The sequence below is a fragment of the Kosakonia sp. CCTCC M2018092 genome, from assembly GCF_003864115.1.
Taxonomy (GTDB): Bacteria; Pseudomonadota; Gammaproteobacteria; order Enterobacterales; family Enterobacteriaceae; genus Kosakonia; species Kosakonia cowanii.
Window position 1 is genome coordinate 1,559,430 of the sequence record NZ_CP034225.1, and the last position, 21,035, is coordinate 1,580,464.

18 protein-coding genes and 1 tRNA gene are annotated in these 21,035 nt (G+C 57.7%); 9 read left to right on the plus strand and 10 right to left on the minus strand.

The genetic code is table 11. The annotated features are described in order from the left end of the window. The first annotated feature begins 31 nt into the window (after positions 1–31). The 4 genes from ada (at position 32) to mgtE (ending at position 5,038) form a co-directional block, all read left to right on the plus strand. Positions 32–1,093 carry a bifunctional DNA-binding transcriptional regulator/O6-methylguanine-DNA methyltransferase Ada gene (gene ada / locus EH164_RS07345; RefSeq protein WP_124967784.1) on the plus strand — a complete coding sequence of 354 codons (1,062 nt, stop codon included), beginning with the start codon at positions 32–34 and terminating at the stop codon, positions 1,091–1,093. Beyond that, entirely contained in the window at positions 1,093–1,749 is a 657-nt protein-coding gene (gene alkB / locus EH164_RS07350; RefSeq protein ID WP_124967785.1) for a DNA oxidative demethylase AlkB, read from the plus strand. The genes ada and alkB overlap by 1 nt, the downstream gene beginning before the upstream one ends. A gap of 67 nt (positions 1,750–1,816) precedes the next feature. After that, positions 1,817–3,460: a multidrug ABC transporter permease/ATP-binding protein gene (locus tag EH164_RS07355; RefSeq protein WP_124967786.1), complete on the plus strand. Its 1,644-nt coding sequence runs from the start codon at positions 1,817–1,819 to the stop codon at positions 3,458–3,460. Between the two features lie 141 nt (positions 3,461–3,601). After that, positions 3,602–5,038 (plus strand): magnesium transporter, encoded by a 1,437-nt coding sequence (gene mgtE, locus EH164_RS07360; RefSeq protein WP_094421197.1) that lies wholly within the window; start codon positions 3,602–3,604, stop codon positions 5,036–5,038. On the opposite strand, the gene EH164_RS07365 is transcribed toward mgtE, so the two are convergent. Beyond that, positions 5,001–6,236: a SulP family inorganic anion transporter gene (locus tag EH164_RS07365; protein ID WP_124967787.1), complete on the minus strand. Its 1,236-nt coding sequence runs from the start codon at positions 6,234–6,236 to the stop codon at positions 5,001–5,003. The two genes, mgtE and EH164_RS07365, sit on opposite strands and share 38 nt — an antisense overlap. Before the next feature lie 276 nt (positions 6,237–6,512). On the opposite strand from EH164_RS07365, the gene mqo reads away from it, so the two are divergent. Then, complete coding sequence (mqo, locus tag EH164_RS07370) at positions 6,513–8,168, plus strand: malate dehydrogenase (quinone) (RefSeq protein WP_124967788.1); 1,656 nt, start codon at positions 6,513–6,515, stop codon at positions 8,166–8,168. A gap of 39 nt (positions 8,169–8,207) precedes the next feature. Here mqo and EH164_RS07375 read toward each other — a convergent pair whose 3' ends face one another. The 4 genes from EH164_RS07375 to EH164_RS07390 form a co-directional block, all read right to left on the minus strand. Further along, positions 8,208–8,864 (minus strand): epoxyqueuosine reductase QueH, encoded by a 657-nt coding sequence (locus tag EH164_RS07375; protein WP_124967789.1) that lies wholly within the window; start codon positions 8,862–8,864, stop codon positions 8,208–8,210. A gap of 180 nt (positions 8,865–9,044) precedes the next feature. Next, a tRNA-Pro gene (locus tag EH164_RS07380) sits at positions 9,045–9,121 on the minus strand. 76 nt (positions 9,122–9,197) lie between these two features. Then, a complete protein-coding gene (gene yejM / locus EH164_RS07385; RefSeq protein ID WP_124967790.1) occupies positions 9,198–10,958 on the minus strand; it encodes an LPS biosynthesis-modulating metalloenzyme YejM in 1,761 nt (586 codons plus the stop codon). A gap of 18 nt (positions 10,959–10,976) precedes the next feature. Further along, positions 10,977–11,204 carry a YejL family protein gene (locus EH164_RS07390; RefSeq protein ID WP_124967791.1) on the minus strand — a complete coding sequence of 76 codons (228 nt, stop codon included), beginning with the start codon at positions 11,202–11,204 and terminating at the stop codon, positions 10,977–10,979. A 133-nt stretch (positions 11,205–11,337) separates the two neighbouring features. Here EH164_RS07390 and yejK point away from each other — a divergent pair, with 133 nt between their 5' ends. After that, entirely contained in the window at positions 11,338–12,345 is a 1,008-nt protein-coding gene (gene yejK, locus EH164_RS07395; RefSeq protein WP_076770174.1) for a nucleoid-associated protein YejK, read from the plus strand. 51 nt (positions 12,346–12,396) lie between these two features. Here the strand turns inward: yejK and rplY are convergent, their stop codons facing one another. Then, the gene (rplY, locus tag EH164_RS07400) at positions 12,397–12,681 is read right to left on the minus strand and encodes a 50S ribosomal protein L25 (RefSeq protein WP_023479850.1); all 285 of its coding nucleotides are present in this window, start codon (positions 12,679–12,681) and stop codon (positions 12,397–12,399) included. Positions 12,682–12,805: 124 nt separating this feature from the next. Beyond that, complete coding sequence (locus EH164_RS07405; protein WP_124971341.1) at positions 12,806–14,566, minus strand: DEAD/DEAH box helicase; 1,761 nt, start codon at positions 14,564–14,566, stop codon at positions 12,806–12,808. A 147-nt stretch (positions 14,567–14,713) separates the two neighbouring features. On the opposite strand from EH164_RS07405, the gene rsuA reads away from it, so the two are divergent. The 3 genes from rsuA (at position 14,714) to EH164_RS07420 (ending at position 17,316) form a co-directional block, all read left to right on the plus strand. Next, complete coding sequence (rsuA, locus tag EH164_RS07410) at positions 14,714–15,421, plus strand: 16S rRNA pseudouridine(516) synthase RsuA (RefSeq protein ID WP_124967792.1); 708 nt, start codon at positions 14,714–14,716, stop codon at positions 15,419–15,421. Positions 15,422–15,439: 18 nt separating this feature from the next. Then, a complete protein-coding gene (locus EH164_RS07415) occupies positions 15,440–16,633 on the plus strand; it encodes a Bcr/CflA family multidrug efflux MFS transporter (RefSeq protein ID WP_023479854.1) in 1,194 nt (397 codons plus the stop codon). Positions 16,634–16,971: 338 nt separating this feature from the next. Continuing rightward, positions 16,972–17,316: a YejG family protein gene (locus EH164_RS07420; protein ID WP_023479706.1), complete on the plus strand. Its 345-nt coding sequence runs from the start codon at positions 16,972–16,974 to the stop codon at positions 17,314–17,316. 3 nt (positions 17,317–17,319) lie between these two features. Here EH164_RS07420 and yejF read toward each other — a convergent pair whose 3' ends face one another. Genes yejF through yejB form a run of 3 tightly spaced genes read right to left on the minus strand, consistent with a single transcriptional unit; the run spans position 17,320 to position 21,035 of the window. Next, positions 17,320–18,909 carry a microcin C ABC transporter ATP-binding protein YejF gene (yejF, locus tag EH164_RS07425; RefSeq protein WP_124967793.1) on the minus strand — a complete coding sequence of 530 codons (1,590 nt, stop codon included), beginning with the start codon at positions 18,907–18,909 and terminating at the stop codon, positions 17,320–17,322. Beyond that, positions 18,910–19,935, minus strand: coding sequence for a microcin C ABC transporter permease (locus tag EH164_RS07430; protein WP_124967794.1), 1,026 nt, complete (start codon positions 19,933–19,935; stop codon positions 18,910–18,912). It lies immediately after the preceding gene. Next, a complete protein-coding gene (gene yejB, locus EH164_RS07435) occupies positions 19,935–21,035 on the minus strand; it encodes a microcin C ABC transporter permease YejB (protein WP_124967795.1) in 1,101 nt (366 codons plus the stop codon). The genes EH164_RS07430 and yejB overlap by 1 nt, the downstream gene beginning before the upstream one ends.

Consider the following 21,035-nt stretch of genomic DNA (forward strand, 5'->3'; position numbering starts at 1 on the left):
AGTAAGGCTAAGCTTAGATAAGGAGCCTGCGATGAACAATGCGACATTAACCGATGATCAATGCTGGCAGGCGGTGCTGGCGCGCGACCCGAACGCTGACGGTCAGTTTGTCTTTGCCGTGCTGACTACGGCGATTTTTTGCCGCCCCTCCTGCACGGCGCGGCGCGCCCTGCGCCAGAATGTCCGCTTCTATCAAGATGTTGCCAGCGCGCTGGAAGCGGGTTTTCGTCCCTGCAAACGCTGCCAGCCGGATAAAACGCATCCGCAGCAGCAGCGGCTGGAGAAGATAGCCGCCGCGTGCCGTTTGCTGGAGCAGGATCAACCCATAACGCTGGCAGAGCTTGCCGCGGTGGTTGCCATCAGCCCCTACCATTTTCACCGCCTGTTCAAAGCGGTGACCGGCGTGACGCCAAAAGCGTGGCAGCAGGCATTTCGCGCCCGGCGCTTACGCGAAACGCTGGCGAAGAGTGAGACCATTACCGATGCGGTGCTGGCCGCCGGATTCCCGGACAGCAGCAGCTACTATCGAAACGCAGATGCGGCGCTTGGGATGACTGCCCGCGCCTTTCGCCGCGGCGGCTCGTCCTGCCCGGTCTGGTTTACCCTGACAAATTGTACGCTCGGCCGCTGCCTGGTGGCTGAGAGTGAACGCGGGATCTGCGCCGTGTTGCTGGCCGAAAGTGATGAGGCTTTACTGGCGCAGCTTAGTAACCTCTTTCCGCATGCTCGCCAGGCAGAAGATGACCCGCAGTTTACCGCGCGTGTCCAGCAGGTGATTGCACATGTAGAGAGACCCGATTCGTCCTTTACCCTGCCGCTTGATTTACGCGGCACCGCGTTTCAGTTGCAGGTGTGGCAAGCGCTGCGTCAGATCCCGGCAGGGGAGAGGGTCAGCTACCAGGCACTGGCGCAGAGTATTGGCAAGCCCGGCGCGGTCAGAGCCGTCGCCAGCGCCTGTGGGGCGAATAAGCTGGCGGTTATTGTTCCCTGCCACCGCGTGGTGCGCCAGAGCGGGGCGCTCTCCGGCTACCGCTGGGGTGCCGAGCGCAAAGCGCAGCTGCTGGCGCGCGAAGCTAATCAACAGGAGACCTGATGCTCGATCTGTTTGCCGATGAACAACCGTGGCAGGAGCCGCTGGCACCGGGTGCCGTGATACTGCGCCGTTTCGCCCTTGCGCACAGCGAGGCGCTGATGCGCGGTATCGCCGATGTGGTCAGCGTTTCGCCGCTGCGCCATATGGTTACCCCCGGCGGTTACACCATGTCCGTTGCGATGACCAACTGTGGGCAGCTTGGCTGGACAACAGACAAGCGCGGCTATCTCTACGATGCCGCCGATCCACAGACGCAGCGCCCGTGGCCTGCCATGCCGCAGGCCTTTGTGACGCTCTGCAACGCGGCAAGCGCCGCCGCTGGCTACCCCGATTTCCGCCCGGATGCTTGCCTTATCAACCGCTACGCACCGGGAGCCAAACTCTCGCTGCATCAGGATAAGGACGAGCCTGATCTGCGTGCGCCGATTGTCTCCGTTTCGCTTGGCCTGCCGGCGGTTTTCCAGTTCGGCGGGCTGAAGCGCAGCGATCCGCTCCAGCGTCTGCTGCTGGAGCACGGTGACGTGGTGGTGTGGGGCGGGGAGTCGCGTCTCTTTTATCACGGCATTGCGCCGCTGAAACCGGGCTACCATCCGCTGACCGGCGAGTGCCGCTATAACCTCACTTTTCGTCAGGCAGGCAATAGCGAACAAAAATAAGAATTATTCTTGATGAAAACAGGTAGCCGTTTAAACTGCTGGCTGTTTTTATTGACCGGATACGCTTATGGAACTTCTCCTTCTTGTCTGGCGGCAGTATCGCTGGCCGTTTGTGGCGGTACTGGCGCTGTCGCTTGCCAGCGCGGCAATGGGCATCGGGCTGATTGCTTTTATTAACCAGCGCCTGATTGAATCTGTCGATCTCTCTGTTGCCGTGCTGCCGGAGTTCCTCGGCCTGCTGCTGCTGTTAATGGCCGTCACCCTCGGCTCGCAGCTGGCGTTGACGACACTGGGCCACCACTTTGTCTATCGCCTGCGCAGCGAATTTATCAAGCGTCTTCTGGATACGCCGATCGAGCGCATCGAACAGCTGGGCAGCGCCTCGCTGCTGGCCGGGCTGACCAGCGATGTACGTAATATCACTATCGCCTTTGTGCGCCTGCCGGAGCTGGTGCAGGGGATTATCCTCACCGTTGGCTCCTGCCTCTATCTCGCCATGCTCTCCGGTAAAATGTTGCTGATCACCGTTATCTGGATGGCGCTGACCATCTGGGGCGGGTTTATGCTGGTGTCGCGCGTCTATAAACATATGGCGACCCTGCGCGAGACGGAAGATAAGCTCTATACCGATTTTCAGACGGTGCTTGAAGGGCGCAAAGAGCTTACGCTTAACCGCGAGCGCGCCGAGCACGTGTTTGAAAAGATGTACCTGCCGGATGCGCGCGAATACCGCCACCATATTATCCGCGCCGACACCTTCCACCTGAGCGCGGTGAACTGGTCGAACATTATGATGCTGGGCGCGATTGGTCTGGTGTTCTGGATGGCGAACGGGCTGGGCTGGGCGAATACCAATGTCGCGGCGACCTACTCATTGACGCTGCTCTTTCTGCGCACGCCGCTGCTCTCCGCCGTCGGCGCGCTGCCAACGCTGCTCACCGCCCAGGTGGCGTTTCGCAAACTCAAGCAGTTCGCGCTGGCACCTTACCGGCCGGAGTTTCCGCACCCGCAGGCTTTCCCCGGCTGGCAAACCCTTGAGCTGCGCGATGTCACCTTTAAATATCAGGATAACGACTTTGCCATTGGGCCAATCAATATGACCCTCAAGCGCGGCGAACTGGTGTTTCTGATTGGCGGTAACGGCAGCGGGAAATCGACGCTGGCGATGCTGCTGACCGGCCTCTATCAGCCGCTCTCAGGCGAGATCCTGCTGGATGGCAAACCGATGGCGCAGGATAAACCGGAAGATTACCGCAAACTCTTCTCGGCGGTGTTTACCGATGTCTGGCTGTTTGACGAACTGCTTGGCCCCGAAGGGCAGCAGGCCGATCCGGAACTGGTGGCGAAGTGGCTGGAGCAGTTAAAGATGTCGCACAAGCTGGAACTGGAAAACGGCAAAATCCTTAATCTGAAGCTGTCGAAAGGGCAGAAGAAGCGCGTCGCGCTGCTGCTGGCGCTGGCGGAAGAGCGCGATATTCTGCTGCTGGATGAGTGGGCGGCAGATCAGGATCCGCACTTCAGGCGTGACTTCTACCAGGTGCTGTTGCCGCTGATGCAGCAGATGGGCAAAACCATTTTTGCCATCAGCCATGACGATCACTACTTCATACACGCCGATCGCCTGCTGGAGATGCGCAGCGGTCACTTAAGCGAGCTGGAGGGTGAAGAGCGTCAGCTCGCCTCCCGCGACGCCGTTTCCCGCACCGCGTAATCACCACGCTCCCTGCTGAAGCGGGGAGCGTTGCCGTTTTTTTATCCAAACAACCCCACCGTTGAGCCTTTTTTTAGCACCTGGCGCTATGCTTAAGGCTATTCCGCCCGGATGAGAGGGCGCTTTCGATTCAGGATTGTCATGCCGGTTATTAAAAAGAACAGTGTCAAACTGCGCGAAGAAGAGCGCGCGCGCCTTATCTGGTTGCTCACCACCCATAAAGCCCTGACCGCCACGCTGTTGGGCGAAATCACGCTGGTGGAGCAGGTGAACAGTGAAGTGCTCGATCAGCACCTGCTTGAAGTTCGCGCCCTCGCTGCCCATCTGCCGCCGCCGGATCTGGCCGATACCCTCGAAGCGCTGCCGGTGGTTGAACGCCATGCGCTGTGGCGGGTGATTGAAGATGACAAGCGCGGCAAAGTGCTGCTCGAAGCCTCGGAAAATGTCTGGGACGATCTGATTGATGAGATGAGCGACCGCGCGCTGCTGGATGCGCTGGAAACCCTCAATATTGATGAGCAGATCTACCTGGTGCAGCATCTGCCGCGCAACCTGACCGGGCGCATGATGGCAACGCTACCGCCGAAAGAGCGCGCTCGGGTGCGCCAGGTGATGCGCTATGGCAAAAACTGCGTCGGCGCGATCATGGAGTTTGAGGTGATCACCATCCGCGCGGAGGTGACGCTGGCCGCCGTTCAGCGCTACTTACGCCGTCTGGGAAAGATGCCGGAGAACACCGACAAGCTGTTTGTGGTCGATCGCGACAACCGGCTGGTTGGCGAGCTGACGCTGCAAACTCTGCTGCTGAACGCCACCGATCGGGAAGTGGGCGAGGTAATGGAGAGCGATCCCGTCACCTTCCTGCCGGAAGAGGAGGCGGAGCGTGTTGCGCGTACCTTTGAGCGTGACAACCTGCTTAGCGCCGCAGTGGTGGATGAGAACGGCATTCTGATGGGGCGGCTGACCGTCGATGAGATCCTCGACGTGGTCTACGAAGAGACCGATAACGATATGCGCCAGATGGGCGGCCTGAGTACCGAAGAGGATGTCTTCGCCCCCGTCACCAAAGCGGTAAAGTCACGCTGGGCGTGGCTGGCGCTTAACCTCTGTACTGCGTTTATCGCCTCGCGGGTAATTGACGGTTTTGAACACACCATCTCGCAGCTGGTGGCGCTGGCCTCATTGATGCCGATTGTCGCCGGTATTGGCGGTAACACCGGTAACCAGACCATCACCATGATTGTGCGCGCGCTGGCGCTGCAAAACATTCAGCCGGGCAACTTCTCGTTTCTTATTCTGCGCGAAATGGGCGTGGCGTTAATTAACGGCGTGGTGTGGGGCGGACTGATGGGCTGCATCACCTGGTGGCTGTATGGCGACCCGGCGCTGGGCGGCGTGATGATGCTGGCGATGGTGCTTAACCTGCTGATGGCGGCATTAATGGGTGTGCTGATCCCGATGCTGATGATCCGGCTGGGGCGCGACCCGGCGGTCGGCTCCAGCGTGATGATCACCGCCATTACCGACACCGGCGGCTTCTTTATTTTTCTTGGTCTGGCGACGCTGTTCTTGCTGTAAACAGCGACTTTTCCCGCCACTTCGCAGGCGTTATTGCCAGCGTCACCACCCCGGCAACCACGCCAATCGCCAGGTTGCCGGTGCTGACGGTGGCAATCACCGTGACCACCATCACTACGCTCTCGACGAAAGGTGCCTGCTTCAGGGTGCCTGGCTTGAGGCTTCCCCAGTTAAATGTCTTGAAGGCGACAATCGCCATAATCCCGGCCAGCACCACCATCGGGATTTTCGCCATCACCTCGCTTAACGCCGTGACCAGCAGCAGCAATACCAGCGCGGCGGCAACGGTTGAGAGACGCGTACGCCCTTTGCCCATCTCAACGTTGACGATGGTTTGACCAATCATCGCGCAGCCGGCAATACCGCCATAGAAACCGGCAAGGATATTGGCGATGCCAAGCCCGGCGCTTTCACGCCCTTTATTCGACGGCGTATGGGTTAAATCGTCGACCAGTTTGGCGGTCAGCAGCGACTCCATCAGCCCGACAAAAGCAATGCTCAGCGCGCAGGGCCAGATTATGCTCAGCGTATGCAAATCAAACGGCACCAGCCATTCGGTCAGCCCCGGCAGACCGCCCTGCATCGGGCCTTCATCACCCACGGTGGGTAACACCTGACCACTAAAGATGGTATAGGCGGTCAGCACGACAATCGCCACCAGCGGCGCGGGCACGCTTTTCAGCCAGCGCGGCAGCCACAGCACAATCAGCAGCGTCAGGACGAAGAGCGCCAGAATAATTGGGTTTTTGCTCCAGAAGTGGGGCACCTGGGCGAAGAAGATCAGGATGCCGAGGGCGTTAACAAACCCGGTCATCACCGCATGGGGAATAAAGCGCATCAGCCGCGCCATGCCGGTCAGGCCAAAGATAATCTGGATCACGCCCGCCAGTAATACCGCAGGCAAAATGTATTCCACACCGTTCTGGTTGACCATTGGACCGATAACCAGTGCGACTGACCCGGCAGCCGCCGTTACCATTGCCGGACGACCGCCGAGAATGGACATCGCGAAGCAGAGCACCACCGAGGCAATCAGGCTCACTTTCGGGTCAACACCGGCAATCACCGAAAAGGAGATCACTTCCGGGATCAGCGCCAGCGCAGTGATCACACCGGCTAAAATTTCACGTGTAAACAGCTTTGGCGAGCGCAGTACGGCGCTTACCTGAGAAGAGGAGGGGGTAGCGTTGTCGGTCATAAAATTCCGCAAGTGGAGAGTGCCATAGAAGCAGAGGCAAACGGCATCCATGCGTTTGGCAAAGCGCAGGATAATAGCAGATTCAGGCGCTACACGGGCAACAATTAGTGTTAAAACTAATGCATAAAAGCAACTTATTAGTAACATTTATATAATTATTATTTAATGTTTAAACATTATTTAAATCTCGACTTTTAAGTGCTACGTTAGACGAGCTAACGATTTAACCCTCTATAAATGCGAATAAAGCAGCACTAAAAGTAAGGCAATATCATCATGAAAAGAATGACTGCCAGGCTGTTTTCGATGGCTGTCGGGCTGAATGCTGTCTCAAAAGCAGCAGACGCGTCCGCATCGAAAGAGCAGGAAACAGATGTGCTTTTAATCGGTGGTGGGATCATGAGTGCCACGTTGGGAACCTGGCTTTCGGATCTTGAACCGGACTGGTCAATTACGATGGTGGAGCGTCTCGACGCCCTGGCGCAAGAGAGTTCAAACGGCTGGAATAACGCCGGTACCGGGCATGCAGCCCTGATGGAACTCAACTATACCCCACGCAGCGCGGACGGCTCTGTCAGCATCAAAAAAGCGATTGAGATCAACGAAGCGTTTCGCATCTCTCGCCAGTTCTGGGCGCACCAGGTGAAAAGTGGTGTGCTGCGCGACCCGCGCTCATTTATCAATACCGTGCCGCATATGAGCCTCGTCTGGGGCGACGACAACGTCAACTTCCTGCGCGCGCGCTACAAAGCCCTACAGCAGTGCTCCCTGTTTCGCGGCATGCGCTACTCCGAAGATCCTGAGCAGATCAAACAGTGGGCACCGCTGGTGATGGAAGGGCGCGATGCGACGCAAAAAATTGCCGCGACCCGCACGGAGATCGGCACCGATGTTAACTTTGGCGAGCTGACGCGCCAGATGATCGGCTCGCTGCAGAAGAAGGCGAACTTCGCTCTGCAACTGGCGACCGAGGTGCGCGGCTTAAAGCGCAATGCCGACCAGAGCTGGAGCGTGACGCTGCATAACCTGAACAGCGGCGCTGAGCAGGTGATCAAAGCAAAATTTATCTTTATCGGTGCCGGTGGTGCCGCGCTGAAGCTGTTACAGCAATCCGGCATTCCGGAAGCGGCCGATTATGCCGGTTTCCCGGTGGGCGGCCAGTTCCTGGTGGCGGAAGATCCGGCGGTGGTGAATCACCATCTGGCGAAAGTCTACGGTCAGGCGACCGTTGGCGCGCCGCCAATGTCGGTGCCGCATATCGATACGCGCATTATTGATGGCAAACGCGTGCTGCTTTTTGGGCCGTTCGCCACCTTCTCCACGCGTTTTTTGAAAAACGGATCGCTGTGGGATCTGCTGCGCTCAACCAACTCGTCCAATATTTTGCCGATGCTGACGGTCGGGATGACCAACTTCAGCCTGGTGAAATACCTGGTAAACCAGGTGCTGCAAAACGAGGATGACCGTTTTGATGCGCTGCGTGAATACTATCCGCTGGCGCAAAAAGAGGACTGGCGTTTGTGGCAGGCAGGGCAGCGGGTGCAGATTATCAAACGCGAAGCCGGAAAAGGCGGCGTGCTGCGTCTGGGCACCGAAGTGGTGAGCGACAAAGAGGGCACCATTGCCGCGCTGCTGGGCGCGTCGCCGGGTGCCTCAACCGCAGCGCCGATCATGCTTGAGCTGATGGAGAAGGTGTTTACCGAGCGCTTCGCTTCAGAAGCCTGGCAAACCAAGCTGCGGGAGATTATTCCCTCGTTCGGTACCGAGCTGAATGGCAATATCGAAGCCGCCGACGCCGAGCTGCGCTACACCAGCGAAATTCTCGGTCTGAAGTGCGACGAATCGATGGTGGCGGATATTACCCCGCCGGTGCAGAAGCCGATGGCGCAGCCGCATCACGACGATGAACAGGTTGCGGATATCGCGCTGTAAGTCAGACAATCCCGGCTATATGGCCGGGATTTTTCATCTCTATTCCTGCTCGTCACCATAATAGAGCTTGCCAATCTTAATCAGCGGTCGGCCCTGGGATTTACGGTGCAGGTTGCTGTCGCGCAGGGAGTAGACGCAGCCGCAGTACTCCTGCTGGTAGAAGCGCTCCCGTTTGCTGATCTCAATCATCCTTGCCGAGCCGCCCTGTTTGCGCCAGTTGTAATCCCAGTAAACCATTTCCGGGTAGTGCGCTGCCGCGCGCTGGCCGCAGTCATTGATTTGCTGCATATTTTTCCAGCGAGAGATGCCCAGCGAACTGCTGATGGCTTTGAAGCCGTGCTCGTGGGCATAAAGCGCCGTGCGCTCAAAGCGCATATCAAAACACATTGTGCAGCGCACGCCGCGCTCAGGCTCCCACTCCATCCCTTTCGCCCGTTCGAACCAGTTGTCGGTATCGTAATCTGCATCGACAAAGGGCACGCCATGCTTCTCAGCAAAGCGGATATTCTCCTCTTTGCGCAGTTCATACTCTTTTTGCGGATGGATGTTCGGGTTATAGAAGAAGATGGTGTAGTCGATACCGGAAGCCTGGATCGCTTCCATCACTTCACCCGAGCAGGGCGCGCAGCAGGAGTGGAGCAGCAGTTTATCGGCCCCGTTGGGCAGCTGGAGTTGTGGACGATTTAAGTCGGACATAGGTTTCACTCATCATAACAGGCATGAATTTGTCTCTATGTTAACATCCTGATTACGATTTGCTTACCCGTTTGCCAGCCGAAAAGGGTTTTTAACGGGCAAAAAAAAACAGCAAGTTAAAGTAACTTGCTGTTTTTCTTCGTCTTGCCGAAAAGGAACAGGCAACACGGCGGGGAATTTTGGTCGGCACGAGAGGATTTGAACCTCCGACCCCTGACACCCCATGACAGTGCGCTACCAGGCTGCGCTACGTGCCGACATGTGGCGCTAATACTACCCGTTTCTTGCCTGATTGCAAGTACAGGGCAGGCTGAGTGATTCATAAATAATCAATCAGTTAGCGATAAACCGTTTTTCATCGGTCAGCACCTGCAGCAGTAAGCTGAGCTGCGGTTTCTGATCGCGGATCTTCTCGCCCTGCGCATCCCAGGACTTGTAGTTACCGTTCTGATCGAGCACCAGCGTCATCTGCGGCGTGGTGATCGCCAGCGTATTGCTGTTAGCGGCGGTCACCCAGTTATGGCGGCGCGTGGCGGTAAAGAGATCCTGGCCCTGCGAATACTCATTAGCCGGGGTGCTGACATGCAACAGACGCTGCATCAGAGTGGTCATCACATCCTGATGATCCGTCAGCCGGGTAATACGCTGCGCGGGCGTGCCCGGCCAGTGCACGACCAGTGGAACATGCAGGCGGCTGCGCGACCAGTCGAAAGTCGTGTCCTGCTGATCGGCCGGGATGCCGCGACCGGCGGTGATCACTATCACCGTGTTGTCCATTTTGCCGGAGGCGCGCAGCGCATCCAGCACGCGGGCAATCTGCGCATCGACATCGGCGGCAGCGCGGGGATACTTACGTGCAAAGCCCGGAGTATCGGTATCAAGTGCGGCGGTACCGTTTAAAGAGACCCACGAGAACCAGCGCGTATCTTCCTGCGCGTCATGGGAGAGCCAGTTGATCCACTGATCGGCCGTCTGCGCATCGCTCTGGCTTTTTGCTGGCGGCAGCGAGAAATCAGACAGCAGCGCCTGGCGATAGAGTGGGCTGCTGAAGCCGTCGGACGAGAAGAGCCCCAGCTGGTAGCCCTGCTGATTCAGCGCGGTGATCAGCGCCGCCGGGATACGTGCTGACATCACGCCATCCATATAGCTCGGCGAAATACCGTAGAAGAGGCCGAAATAGCCGTTATCAGCGTTATTCCCGGCGCTCATATGCTGGGTAAAGTTAACGTTCTGCCCGGCAAAACTCGCCAGCTGCGGCATCTGTTTTTCGTAACGGGCGTAGTTCAGCCCGTCGACGGTAATCAGCAGCACATTCTGCCCGGAGCCCATATCGAGATAGCGCAGATCGCTTAACGGATACTGCACCGATACCGCTTCCGGATTGCCTTGCTCCACCAGGCGACGCTGGTAATCCTGCGCATCCAGCAGACCGTGTTTTTCAAGGAAACGGCGCGCGGTCATTGGGTATGAGAGCGGCAGGTTGGCGCGCTGCATGGTGATCGGGCGATAGAAATTAGCGTCTGCCCAGATATACATCACATGGGTGGCAATAAAGGAGACGAAAAAGAGGGCGGCCACCGGCTTAGCGAAGTGGCGGCGGCGCGTGAGGCTGCGCAGCTTCTGCCAGCTCCACGTCGCAAACAGCATCTCAATCAGCAAAATGACCGGCACGCTGATAAACATCAGCTGCCAGTCGCGGGCCATCTCGTTCTGATCGGGGTTGATGACCAGTTCCCAGACCACCGGATTCAGGTGCAGGTGAAAACGGGTAAAGACTTCGCTGTCGATAAGCAGCAGCGTCATGCCTGCGGTGGCGAGGATCGCCGAGAGCACGCGCATCAGCCGCTGCGACATCACAATAAAGGTCAGCGGGAAGAGGATCAGCAGATAGGTGGCAAACACCACAAAACTGAAGTGGCCCACCAGGCTCAGCCAGGAGTAAATACGCCCGGAGAGCGTGGTCGGCCAGTCGGCAACAAACAGGTAACGGCTACCGAGCACGATGGACAACAAAATGTTGAACAGCGCGAACCAGTGCCCCCAGCTCACCATCTGGGAGACTTTTTCACGGTAGCGTTGACGATTAGTCACCATAAACTGTTGTGATTTCCCTTAGTGCGCTTTGTCGTCGCCAATGGACGATTGCAGTGCCTTTGCGAACAATGTCGCGATGGCCTGACGCTGCGCGGGGGCGACGCTGCTGTTAATCAGGTTGGTCACCATATTGCCCAGCACCATCAAAGAGAGGTCGGCCGGTGCTTTGTGTTTTTCCAGTACGTTGGCCAGCTCACTGAGCAGTTGTTCAACGTGTTCATCACTGTAGCGGGAGATTTGTGGCATAAATCGAAATCAGTCTGTTCATGAAAGGGCAACATCTTACCGTAGGAAGAGCTTTTTTTCTGCTTTTTTATCAGCAGTTGCACCGCGGCGTTGGTGGTGGTTGAATACCGCCGGTCAAAAAGGAGAGTTTATCATGAGTCTGGACATCAACCAGATTGCCCTGCACCAGCTTATCAAGCGCGATGAGCAAACCCTTGAACTGGTGCTGCGCGATTCTTTGCTCGAACCCACCCCGCCCGTCGAAGAGATGGTGGCGGAACTGCACCGGGTCTATAGCGCAAAAAATAAAGCCTATGGCCTGTTTAATGAAGAGAGCGAGCTGGCACAGGCGCTGCGTCTGCAACGTCAGGGCGAAGAGGAGTTTCTCGCCTTCAGCCGCGCGGCGACCGGGCGCTTACGTGATGAACTGGCGAAATACCCCTTTGCCGACGGCGGTATTGTGCTGTTTTGCCACTACCGCTATCTGGCGGTGGAGTATCTGTTGGTGGCGGTGCTGAACAACTTAAGCAGCATGCGCGTCAATGAAAACCTCGATATCAGCTCGACCCACTATCTCGATATCAATCACGCCGATATCGTTGCGCGCGTCGACTTAACCGAGTGGGAAACTAACCCGGAGTCAACGCGTTACCTCACCTTCCTGAAAGGCCGGGTAGGGCGCAAGGTCGCGGATTTCTTTATGGATTTCCTCGGCGCCAGCGAAGGGCTGAACGCGAAAGCGCAGAACCGTGGGCTGCTGCAAGCGGTCGATGATTTTACCGCCCAGGCAGAGCTGGATAAATCCGAGCGCCAGACCGTGCGTCAGCAAGTCTACACCTACTGTAACGAGCAGTTGCAGGCGGGCGAGGAGATTGAGCTGGCGTCGCTCTCAAAAGAGCTGGCGGGCGTAAGCGAAGTGAGCTTTGAAGAGTTCACCGCAGGCCAGGGCTACGAGCTGGAAGAGAGCTTCCCGGCGGATCGCAGCACCCTGCGGCAGTTAACCAAATATGCCGGCAGCGGCGGCGGGCTGACCATCAATTTTGATGCGCTGCTGCTTGGCGAGCGTATCTTCTGGGATCCGGCTACCGACACGCTGACCATTAAAGGCACGCCGCCGAATCTGCGCGATCAGCTGCAGCGTCGGCTGAGCGGCGGAAAATAGGCCATAAAAAAACCCCGCCGGAGCGGGGTTTTTTCTTCAACTTGTCAGCGATTACGCGCGAACGAAGTCGATATGAGTCAGTTTCGGCTTGAACGGGTGACGCTGAACAGCCTGAATCTTAACTTTAACTTCTTTGCCATCGAGAGCCAGGGTCAGAACGTCGCTGTAGAAACCAGGCTTAGTCTGCATGTTCCACACTTTGTCGTGATCCAGTTCGATAGCAACCGGCGCTTCAGTTCCACCGTAGACGATAGCCGGGAACTTGTTCGCGGTGCGCAGGCGGCGGCTCGCACCCTTACCCTGCTCTTTACGTACTTCTGCGTTAATAGTAAACATTTGAATCTCTCTTAAATAAATCCTGTTACAGGCGACCCAGCAACAGGCAGATGATCGGCTTTGCGGATGCAAAAGCGGGCGGTATTCTATCCCCTAATGATTGATACATCAATTAAAAGTGCGCTTAGCCGCGCAATTCATTCGCCCGACGAAAGCGACCTTCGTAATCAAACACTTTTTCCCGCACCTGCCAGTACTGGCCTTTCATACGTGCGACGACAAAATCGGGGTGACGCAGCAGCGCCTGCTGGGCGACGATATCTGCCGCCACAATCCAGCGTAACGGCACGCCGGGCGTACGCGTATGCGGTCGCATAAAAAGTTGCTCAAAAGCGGTGCGCTGCGCCGGAGTTTGCAGACGAAAGCGCTCGCTGACATCCGCGCCATCTTCATCGTAATAGGTGATTTTCAGCCATTCGCCTTTCTCATCCGCGCCGTGCTGCAATGTCATGCCGCTGCAACGCAGCACCAGCGCATCTTTCAGCTTCAGCGCCGCTTTCAGCATATCGTCCGGGTCAACGAGGATGGCATCACAACTGCGGCAGCGGCGAGCGGCAATATCATTCTCTGCGTTGCAGTGCGGGCAGTTTTTAAAGCGAAAACGGTAATCGCACTGCTCGCGATGGCCCTCATCATCTTCAAACCAGCCCTGGCAGCGGCGGCCAAAGTGCTCAATCAGCGTGCCGTCAGCGGTGGTTTTTCCCCAGAAAGTATTAGCAAAGCCGCAGCCCGGGCAGAAAACCTGCACCGGCACGTTATCGCTTTTGCCTTTCGGCGCGCCAATCTCCGGGGCGTAGAGGTCGTGCGGGTTACCGGCGTAATCGAGGATCAGGCAGTCGGTTTTCCCCGGTGCCAGCCGCAGGCCGCGACCGACGATCTGCTGATAGAGGCTGACGGATTCCGTCGGGCGCAAAATGGCAATCAGATCGACATGCGGCGCATCAAAGCCGGTGGTCAACACCGCGACGTTGACCAGAAAGCGGAACTGCTGCTGTTTGAAAGCCTCAATTAAGGCATCACGCTGCGGGCCGGGCGTTTCGCCGGTGATTAGCGCCGCGTCGTCCGCAGGCAGCAGGCCGGTGATCTCGCGGGCGTGCTCCAACGTGGCGGCAAAAATCATCGCCCCTTTGCGCGTCTGCGCAAACTCAACAATCTGGCTGACAATGTGCGGCGTAATACGCTTCTGCTTCTTCAGCTCGCGGTTCAGCTCCGCTTCGCTGAACAGGCCGTTACTCTGCGTCTGTAAGCGGCTGAAATCGTACTGCACCACCGGCATATCCAGCCGCTCCGGCGGCGTCAGATAACCGTGTTTAATCATATAGCGCAGCGGCAGTTCATAAATACAGTCGCGGAACAGCGCTTTTTCATCCCCGCGTACCATGCCGTGATAGTGAAAGCGGTAAATCCACCCTTTGCCGAGGCGAAAGGGGGTTGCCGTCAGGCCGAGCAGGCGAATGCGCGGATTTACCTCCTGCAGATGGGAAAGAATTTGCTGATACTGGCTGTCGTCATCATCGCTGATGCGGTGGCACTCATCCACCACCAGCAGGGAGAACTCACCCTGGAACTGATCAAGGTTGCGCGCTACCGATTGCACGCTGCCAAACACCACTTTGCCGTGGCTCTGCTTGCGCTTCAGCCCGGCGGCGAAAATATCTGCTTCCAGCCCAAGGGCGATATATTTGGCGTGGTTCTGCGCAACCAGCTCTTTCACATGGGCCAGCACCAGCACGCGGCCGCGCGCCAGCCGTGCCAGCTCGGCAATCACCAGGCTTTTTCCGGCGCCGGTCGGCAGCACAATCACTGCGGGTTCAGCGTGTTGGCGAAAATGGGCGAGGGTGGCATCCACCGCTTCGCGTTGATAGGGGCGTAGCGTAAAAGTCATTGTCTCAACGGCGTTACAGATTGACGGCAGACAGTATGCCACGAAACTTTGCTTTAAGCGGTTTATGATGCTCGTTATACTTCAGGCTGTTCATCTCTTTTGTGGGCGCATTGCCCCCATTCAGCACCATACAGGCCAGAAAATTTCATGCGACTTGATAAGTTTATCGCTCAGCAGCTTGGCGTAAGCCGCGCCATTTCCGGGCGCGAAATCCGCGGCAGCCGTGTTACGGTCAATGGCGAGATCGTCCGCGATGCCGCCTTTAAACTGCAACCGGAACACGAGGTTGAGTACAACGGCAATACCCTCGTTCAGCAGACCGGCCCGCGCTACTTTATGCTGCATAAACCGGAAGGGTACGTCTGTTCTACCGAAGATCCCGATCACCCGACGGTGCTCTACTTCCTCGACGAGCCGGTCGCGCACAAGCTTCACGCCGCCGGGCGTCTCGATATCGACACCACCGGTCTGGTGCTGATGACCGATGATGGTCAGTGGTCGCACCGCATTACCTCGCCGCGCCATCACTGCGAAAAGACCTACCTGGTGACGCTGGAGTCGCCGGTTGCAGAAGACACCGCCGAGCAATTTGCCCACGGTGTTCAGCTGCATAATGAAAAAGATCTCACCAAACCCGCCGTGCTGGAGGTGATTACGCCGACGCAGGTGCGTCTGACTATTAGCGAAGGGCGCTATCATCAGGTGAAGCGCATGTTTGCCGCCGTGGGCAACCACGTTGTTGGCCTGCATCGCGAACGCATTGGCGGCATCCGTCTGGATGACGACCTGGCGCCGGGGGAGTACCGCGCGCTTACCGAGGATGAAATTGCCAGCGTTGGCATGCTCAGCCGCTAACTTCAGGAGATTGCTGCCGTGACCAGCAGGCCACACTCATCATTGAGTATTGTCTTTATCCTTGGCCTGTTGGCCATGCTGATGCCGCTATCGATTGATATGTATCTGCCCGCCTTGCCGGTGATTGCCGGGCAGTTCGGCGTACCGGCTGGCAGCGCGCAGATGACCCTGAGCAGCTACATTCTCGGCTTTGCCATCGGTCAGCTCTTCTATGGCCCGATGGCAGACAGCATCGGGCGCAAGCCGGTGATCCTCGGCGGCACGCTGGTGTTCGCCGTCGCGGCGGTGGCCTGCGCGCTGGCGCAGAGTATCGAGCAGCTTATCTTTATGCGCTTTTTGCACGGCCTCGCCGCCGCGGCGGCCAGCGTGGTGATCAACGCCCTGATGCGCGATATCTACCCGCGCGAAGAGTTCTCACGCATGATGTCCTTTGTCATGCTGGTGACCACCATTGCGCCGCTGCTGGCACCGATGATCGGCGGCGCGGTGCTGGTGTGGTTCAACTGGCACGCCATCTTCTGGATCCTCGCGCTGGCGGCGCTGCTGGCTTCCGGCATGATCGCCTTTTTCATCCGTGAAACGCTGCCGGTTGAGAAGCGGCATAAGTTCCACTTCCGCACCACCCTTGGTAACTTTGCTTCGCTGTTTCGCCATAAACGTGTGCTCAGTTATATGCTCGCCAGCGGCTTCAGCTTTGCCGGGATGTTCTCCTTCCTCAGCGCCGGGCCGTTTGTCTATATCGAAATCAACCACGTCTCGCCGCAGGATTTTGGCTACTACTTTGCGCTCAATATCGTCTTCCTGTTCATTCTGACCATTATCAACGGCCGCTTTGTGCGCCGGGTTGGCGCGCTGAATATGTTCCGCAGCGGGCTATGGATCCAGTTTGTGATGGCGTTATGGATGGTAGTGACCGCGCTGCTGGATGTTGGTTTCTGGACGCTGGTAATCGGCGTGGCAGCGTTTGTTGGTTGCGTAACGCTGGTGGCATCGAACGCGATGGCGGTGATCCTCGACGAATTCCCGCACATGGCTGGCACCGCCTCATCGTTGGCGGGGACCTTCCGTTTTGGTATCGGGGCGATTGTCGGCGCGCTGCTGTCACTGGCAACCTTCAACACCGCCTGGCCGATGATCTGGTCCATGACCTTCTGCGCCACCTGTTCAGTTCTCTTCTATCTCTATGCCAGCAGGACGAAAAAAGCGGCATAACCTCCCTTCAACAGGGAGCGTAAAGCGCTCCCTGCGTTGATGCATATCAAGCAAAAGCCGTTCTCTTTTTGGGCTTTTTGTTTCTTTTATGTAAAATCCTCTCGTGTAAAAAGTCACATCTTTGTAGTGAAAAAGGTTGAGTTAGATCTCATAAACGGGTACATATAGCCGAAAAGTTGGCCTGCCGACGCGTTCATAACATGCTGATAAAAGCGCGGCAAACCCACACACTACGCGGGGTGCAACCTTTTCTCTGCCGCTGGCAGGATGAAATGTGAATAGTGTGTTAATCTAGATGTGAAATATTTGTGAAGCGAAAGTGCTTCTGGGGAAAGAAAGTGAATACATTACAGCTCTCAATCATCCACCGTTTACCCCAGTGCTATCGCTGGCGTGAGGGTTTTGCAGGTGCCAAAGTTGAACCGATTCCGCAAAATGGACACGCGGCGGACGACGCGCTGGTGGCGTTAAAACTGCTCAGCCCGGATGGCGACAACGCCTGGCCGGTAATGCATAAACTTAGCCAGGCACTCAGCGATATCGAAGTCGACTGCTCGGTGGTCGAGTGCGAAGGCGAGCCGTGCCTCTTCGTCCACAGCCAGGATGAGTTTGCCGCCACCTGCCGCCTGAAAAACTTCGGCGTTGCCATCGCGGAACCTTTCTCCAACTACAATCCATTCTGAACCTCAGCTCAGCGCCAGCAGCTGGCGTGTATACGCCTGCTGAGGTTCGTCAAATACCCGCCGACACTCGCCCTGTTCCACCACTTCGCCCTGTTTGAGCACAATCACCTGGTGGCAGAGGGTGCGCACCAGATGCAGATCGTGACTGATAAAGATATAGGCCAGCCGGTGCGTCTGCTGAAGCGACTTCAGGAGCGCCAGGATCTGCGCCTGCACGGTGCGATCCAGCGATGAGGTTGGTTCATCCAGAATAATCAGCTCCGGTTTCATAATCAGCGCCCGGGCAATAGCGATACGCTGGCGCTGGCCGCCGGAAAACTCTGCCGGGTAACGCTGGCGCGTCTGCGCATCCAGTCCCACCTCCTGCATCACCTCGATCACCCGCTGCTCGCGGGCTTCGCGCGACAGCTCAGGCTGATGCACGCGTAACCCCTCTTCGATAATCTGCTGCACATTGAGGCGCGGGTTCAGCGCCGAATTGGGATCCTGAAACACCACCTGAATGCGGTGGCGCACCGGCAGCATCTGCTTGCGGCTCCACAAATGCAGCGGTTTGCCGTCGAACAGAATCGTTCCCTCGGCGTTGACCAGCCGCAGCAGCGCAAGGCCGGTGGTGCTTTTCCCGGAGCCGGATTCGCCCACCAGCCCCAGCGTTTCACCGGCGCGCAGGGTAAAGGAGATCCCTTTCACCACCGCGTTTTGCGCGACCACGCGGCGGAAAATGCCTTTACGCACCGGGAAGCTGACGCCGAGTTTCTCTACCTGCAACAGCGGCTGCTCAACGGGCGGCAGCGGCACCGGCTCACCGTGCGGCTCGCTGTTGATCAGCTTTTGCGTATAGGGATGATTCGGCACGTTGAAGAGAGTTGCCGTGCGGTTCTGCTCCACGCAGCGGCCGTTTTGCATCACCGCCACGTTATCCGCCAGCTTGCGCACAATATTCAGGTTATGGGTGATAAACAGCAGCCCCATATTAAGCTCGTCGCGCAGCTCCCGCAGCAGGGTGAGGATCTGCGCCTGCACGGAGACATCCAGCGCGGTGGTCGGTTCATCAGCAATCAGCAGTTCAGGGCGCGTCAACAGCGCCATGGCGATCATCACGCGCTGGCGCTCGCCGCCGGAGAGCTGATGCGGGAAGTCGCCGAGGCGGCTGCGGGCGTTGCGGATGCCGACGCGATCGAGGCAGTCGAGCATCTCGGCCCGCGCCGCTTCCCGGCGCATTCCCCGGTGCAGGGAGAGCACTTCATAAAGCTGTTTTTCCAGCGTATGCAGCGGGTTGAGCGAGACCATCGGCTCCTGAAAAATCATGGCGATCTTGTTGCCGCGCACGCCGCGCAGGGTGCGCTCGCTCGCATGCAGCAGCGATTCGCCATGAAACAGAATATCGCCCGCGGGGTAGACCACCGGCGGTGAGGGGAGCAGGCGCAGAATCGACAACGCGCTAACGCTCTTGCCGGAGCCGGACTCGCCCACCAGCGCCAGCGTTTCGCCCGCTTCAATACGCAGGGAGAGATCCTCCACCACCGTGCGGGTCGTCGCCTGCTGGCGAAAGGCGATGGTTAACGCGTCAATAGTCAGTAATGGGGAAGCCATTTACACCGCCTTATTAGGATCAAACGCGTCGCGCACCGCTTCGCCGATAAAGATCAGCACCGACAGCAGCAGCGCCGTTGAGACAAACGCCGCGATGCCGAGCCACGGAGCCTGCAAATTATTTTTGCCCTGCAGCAGCAGTTCGCCGAGAGACGGGGAGCCGAGCGGCAGCCCGAAACCGAGAAAATCGAGCGAGGTGAGGGTGCTGACCGAGCCGCTGAGAATAAAGGGGAAGAAGGTTAGCGTCGCCACCATCGCATTTGGCAGCATGTGGCGCAGCATAATCGCGCCATCGCTGACGCCCATCGCCTGCGCGGCGCGGATATAGTCAAAATTGCGCGTACGCAGAAACTCGGCGCGCACCACGCTCACCAGCGTCATCCAGCCGAACAGCACGGTAATGCCGAGCAGCCACCAGAAGCCGGGCTGGATCACGCTTGAGAGTAGAATTATCAGGAACAGCGTCGGCAGCCCGGACCACACCTCAATAAAGCGCTGGCCGAAGAGATCGATTTTGCCGCCGTAATAACCTTGTATCGCACCGACCACAATGCCGATGACGCTGGAGCAGAGTGTCAGCAGCAGGCCGAACAGCAGCGAGATGCGCGTACCGTAGAGAATGCGCGCCAGCACATCGCCGCCGTTGGCATCGGTGCCGAGCCAGTTTTGTGCCGACGGTGGAGAGGGGAAGGGCTGCGTGGTGGCGTAATTAATGCTGCGCGCGCCGAAACGCACCGGCGCCCACAGCGCCCAGCCGTGCTCGTTAAGCTGCTTTTGCAGCCACGGATCCTGGTAATCCGCGGGCGTGGCAAACGGGCCGCCAAAGTCGCTTTCGCTGTACTCTTTCACCAGCGGCACAAACCACTCGCCCTGATAGCGAACCAGCAGCGGCTTATCATTAGCGATCAGCTCTGAGCAGAGGCTCAGGACAAAAATCACGACGAAGATCCATAACGACCAGTATCCACGGCGGTTATGGCGAAAACGCGCCCAGCGCGCCTGGTTAACATAACTGAGTCTGAACATCAGCGCCCCTCGAAATCGATACGCGGATCGACCAGCGTATAAGTGATATCGCTGACAATATTCAGCAGCAGGCCGATAAGGGAGAAGATATAGAGCGTGCCGAACATCACCGGGTAATCCCGCGAGACGGTCGCTTCATAGCCCAGCAGGCCGAGACCGTTGAGGGAGAAGATCACCTCGATCATCAGCGAACCGGTAAAGAACATGCTGACAAAAGTCGCCGGGAATCCGGCAATTACCAGCAGCATGGCGTTGCGAAAGACATGTTTACGCATGATATTGCGCTCGCTCACCCCTTTGGCGCGCGCCGTCACCACATACTGCTTGCGGATCTCATCGAGAAAGGAGTTCTTGGTGAGCATCGTCAGCGCGGCAAAGCCGCCAATCACCGTCGCCAGCACCGGCAGGGTAATGTGCCAGAGATAGTCGGCAGCCTGTTTGTACCAGGGGAGCGTGGCGAAATCCGTCGACACCAGCCCGCGCAGTGGGAAGAAGTCATAATAGCTGCCGCCGGCGAAGAAGATAATCAGCAAAATGGCGAACAGAAACGGCGGAATAGCGTAGCCGACAATAATCAGCGCGCTGCTCCAGATATCAAACCGGCTGCCGCTGTAGACCGCTTTACGGATCCCAAGCGGAATCGACACCAGGTAGATAATCAGCGTACCCCACAGGCCAAGAGTGATAGAGACCGGCAGGCTCTCTTTAATCAGTTGCAGCACCGAGGCGCTGCGAAACAGGCTATCGCCGAAATCAAAGCGTGCATAATCCCACAGCATTTTGAAGTAGCGCTCGGAGAGCGGTTTATCGAAGCCGTAGCGCTTCTTTATCTCTTCAATCACCTGCGGGTCGAGGCCACGCCCGCCGCGATAGTGGCTATCGTTGGTCAGCACATCGCCGACCCCGGTGCGCGCATGGCCTGCGCCCATCCCCCCTCCGCCAGTGCCGGGCAGCCGCCCCTGATCGCCATACTCAATGGCGGCAATCGCCTGGTCGACCGGGCCGCCGGGCGCAATCTGCACAATAAAAAAGTTGATGGTAATAATCGCCCACAGGGTGGGGATCAGCAGCAATAAGCGGCGAATGAGATAGGCACCCAT

Coding starts and splice junctions, on each gene's coding strand:
- mgtE (WP_094421197.1), top strand. CDS start 3,602: ATGCCGGTTATTAAAAAGAACAGTGTCAAACTGCGCGAAGAAGAGCGC.
- EH164_RS07365 (WP_124967787.1), bottom strand. CDS start 6,236: ATGACCGACAACGCTACCCCCTCCTCTTCTCAGGTAAGCGCCGTACTG.
- EH164_RS07430 (WP_124967794.1), bottom strand. CDS start 19,935: ATGTTCAGACTCAGTTATGTTAACCAGGCGCGCTGGGCGCGTTTTCGC.
- EH164_RS07375 (WP_124967789.1), bottom strand. CDS start 8,864: ATGTCCGACTTAAATCGTCCACAACTCCAGCTGCCCAACGGGGCCGAT.
- yejB (WP_124967795.1), bottom strand. CDS start 21,035: ATGGGTGCCTATCTCATTCGCCGCTTATTGCTGCTGATCCCCACCCTG.
- alkB (WP_124967785.1), top strand. CDS start 1,093: ATGCTCGATCTGTTTGCCGATGAACAACCGTGGCAGGAGCCGCTGGCA.
- mqo (WP_124967788.1), top strand. CDS start 6,513: ATGAAAAGAATGACTGCCAGGCTGTTTTCGATGGCTGTCGGGCTGAAT.
- yejK (WP_076770174.1), top strand. CDS start 11,338: ATGAGTCTGGACATCAACCAGATTGCCCTGCACCAGCTTATCAAGCGC.
- yejF (WP_124967793.1), bottom strand. CDS start 18,909: ATGGCTTCCCCATTACTGACTATTGACGCGTTAACCATCGCCTTTCGC.
- rplY (WP_023479850.1), bottom strand. CDS start 12,681: ATGTTTACTATTAACGCAGAAGTACGTAAAGAGCAGGGTAAGGGTGCG.
- EH164_RS07355 (WP_124967786.1), top strand. CDS start 1,817: ATGGAACTTCTCCTTCTTGTCTGGCGGCAGTATCGCTGGCCGTTTGTG.
- EH164_RS07405 (WP_124971341.1), bottom strand. CDS start 14,566: ATGACTTTTACGCTACGCCCCTATCAACGCGAAGCGGTGGATGCCACC.
- yejM (WP_124967790.1), bottom strand. CDS start 10,958: ATGGTGACTAATCGTCAACGCTACCGTGAAAAAGTCTCCCAGATGGTG.
- rsuA (WP_124967792.1), top strand. CDS start 14,714: ATGCGACTTGATAAGTTTATCGCTCAGCAGCTTGGCGTAAGCCGCGCC.
- ada (WP_124967784.1), top strand. CDS start 32: ATGAACAATGCGACATTAACCGATGATCAATGCTGGCAGGCGGTGCTG.
- EH164_RS07390 (WP_124967791.1), bottom strand. CDS start 11,204: ATGCCACAAATCTCCCGCTACAGTGATGAACACGTTGAACAACTGCTC.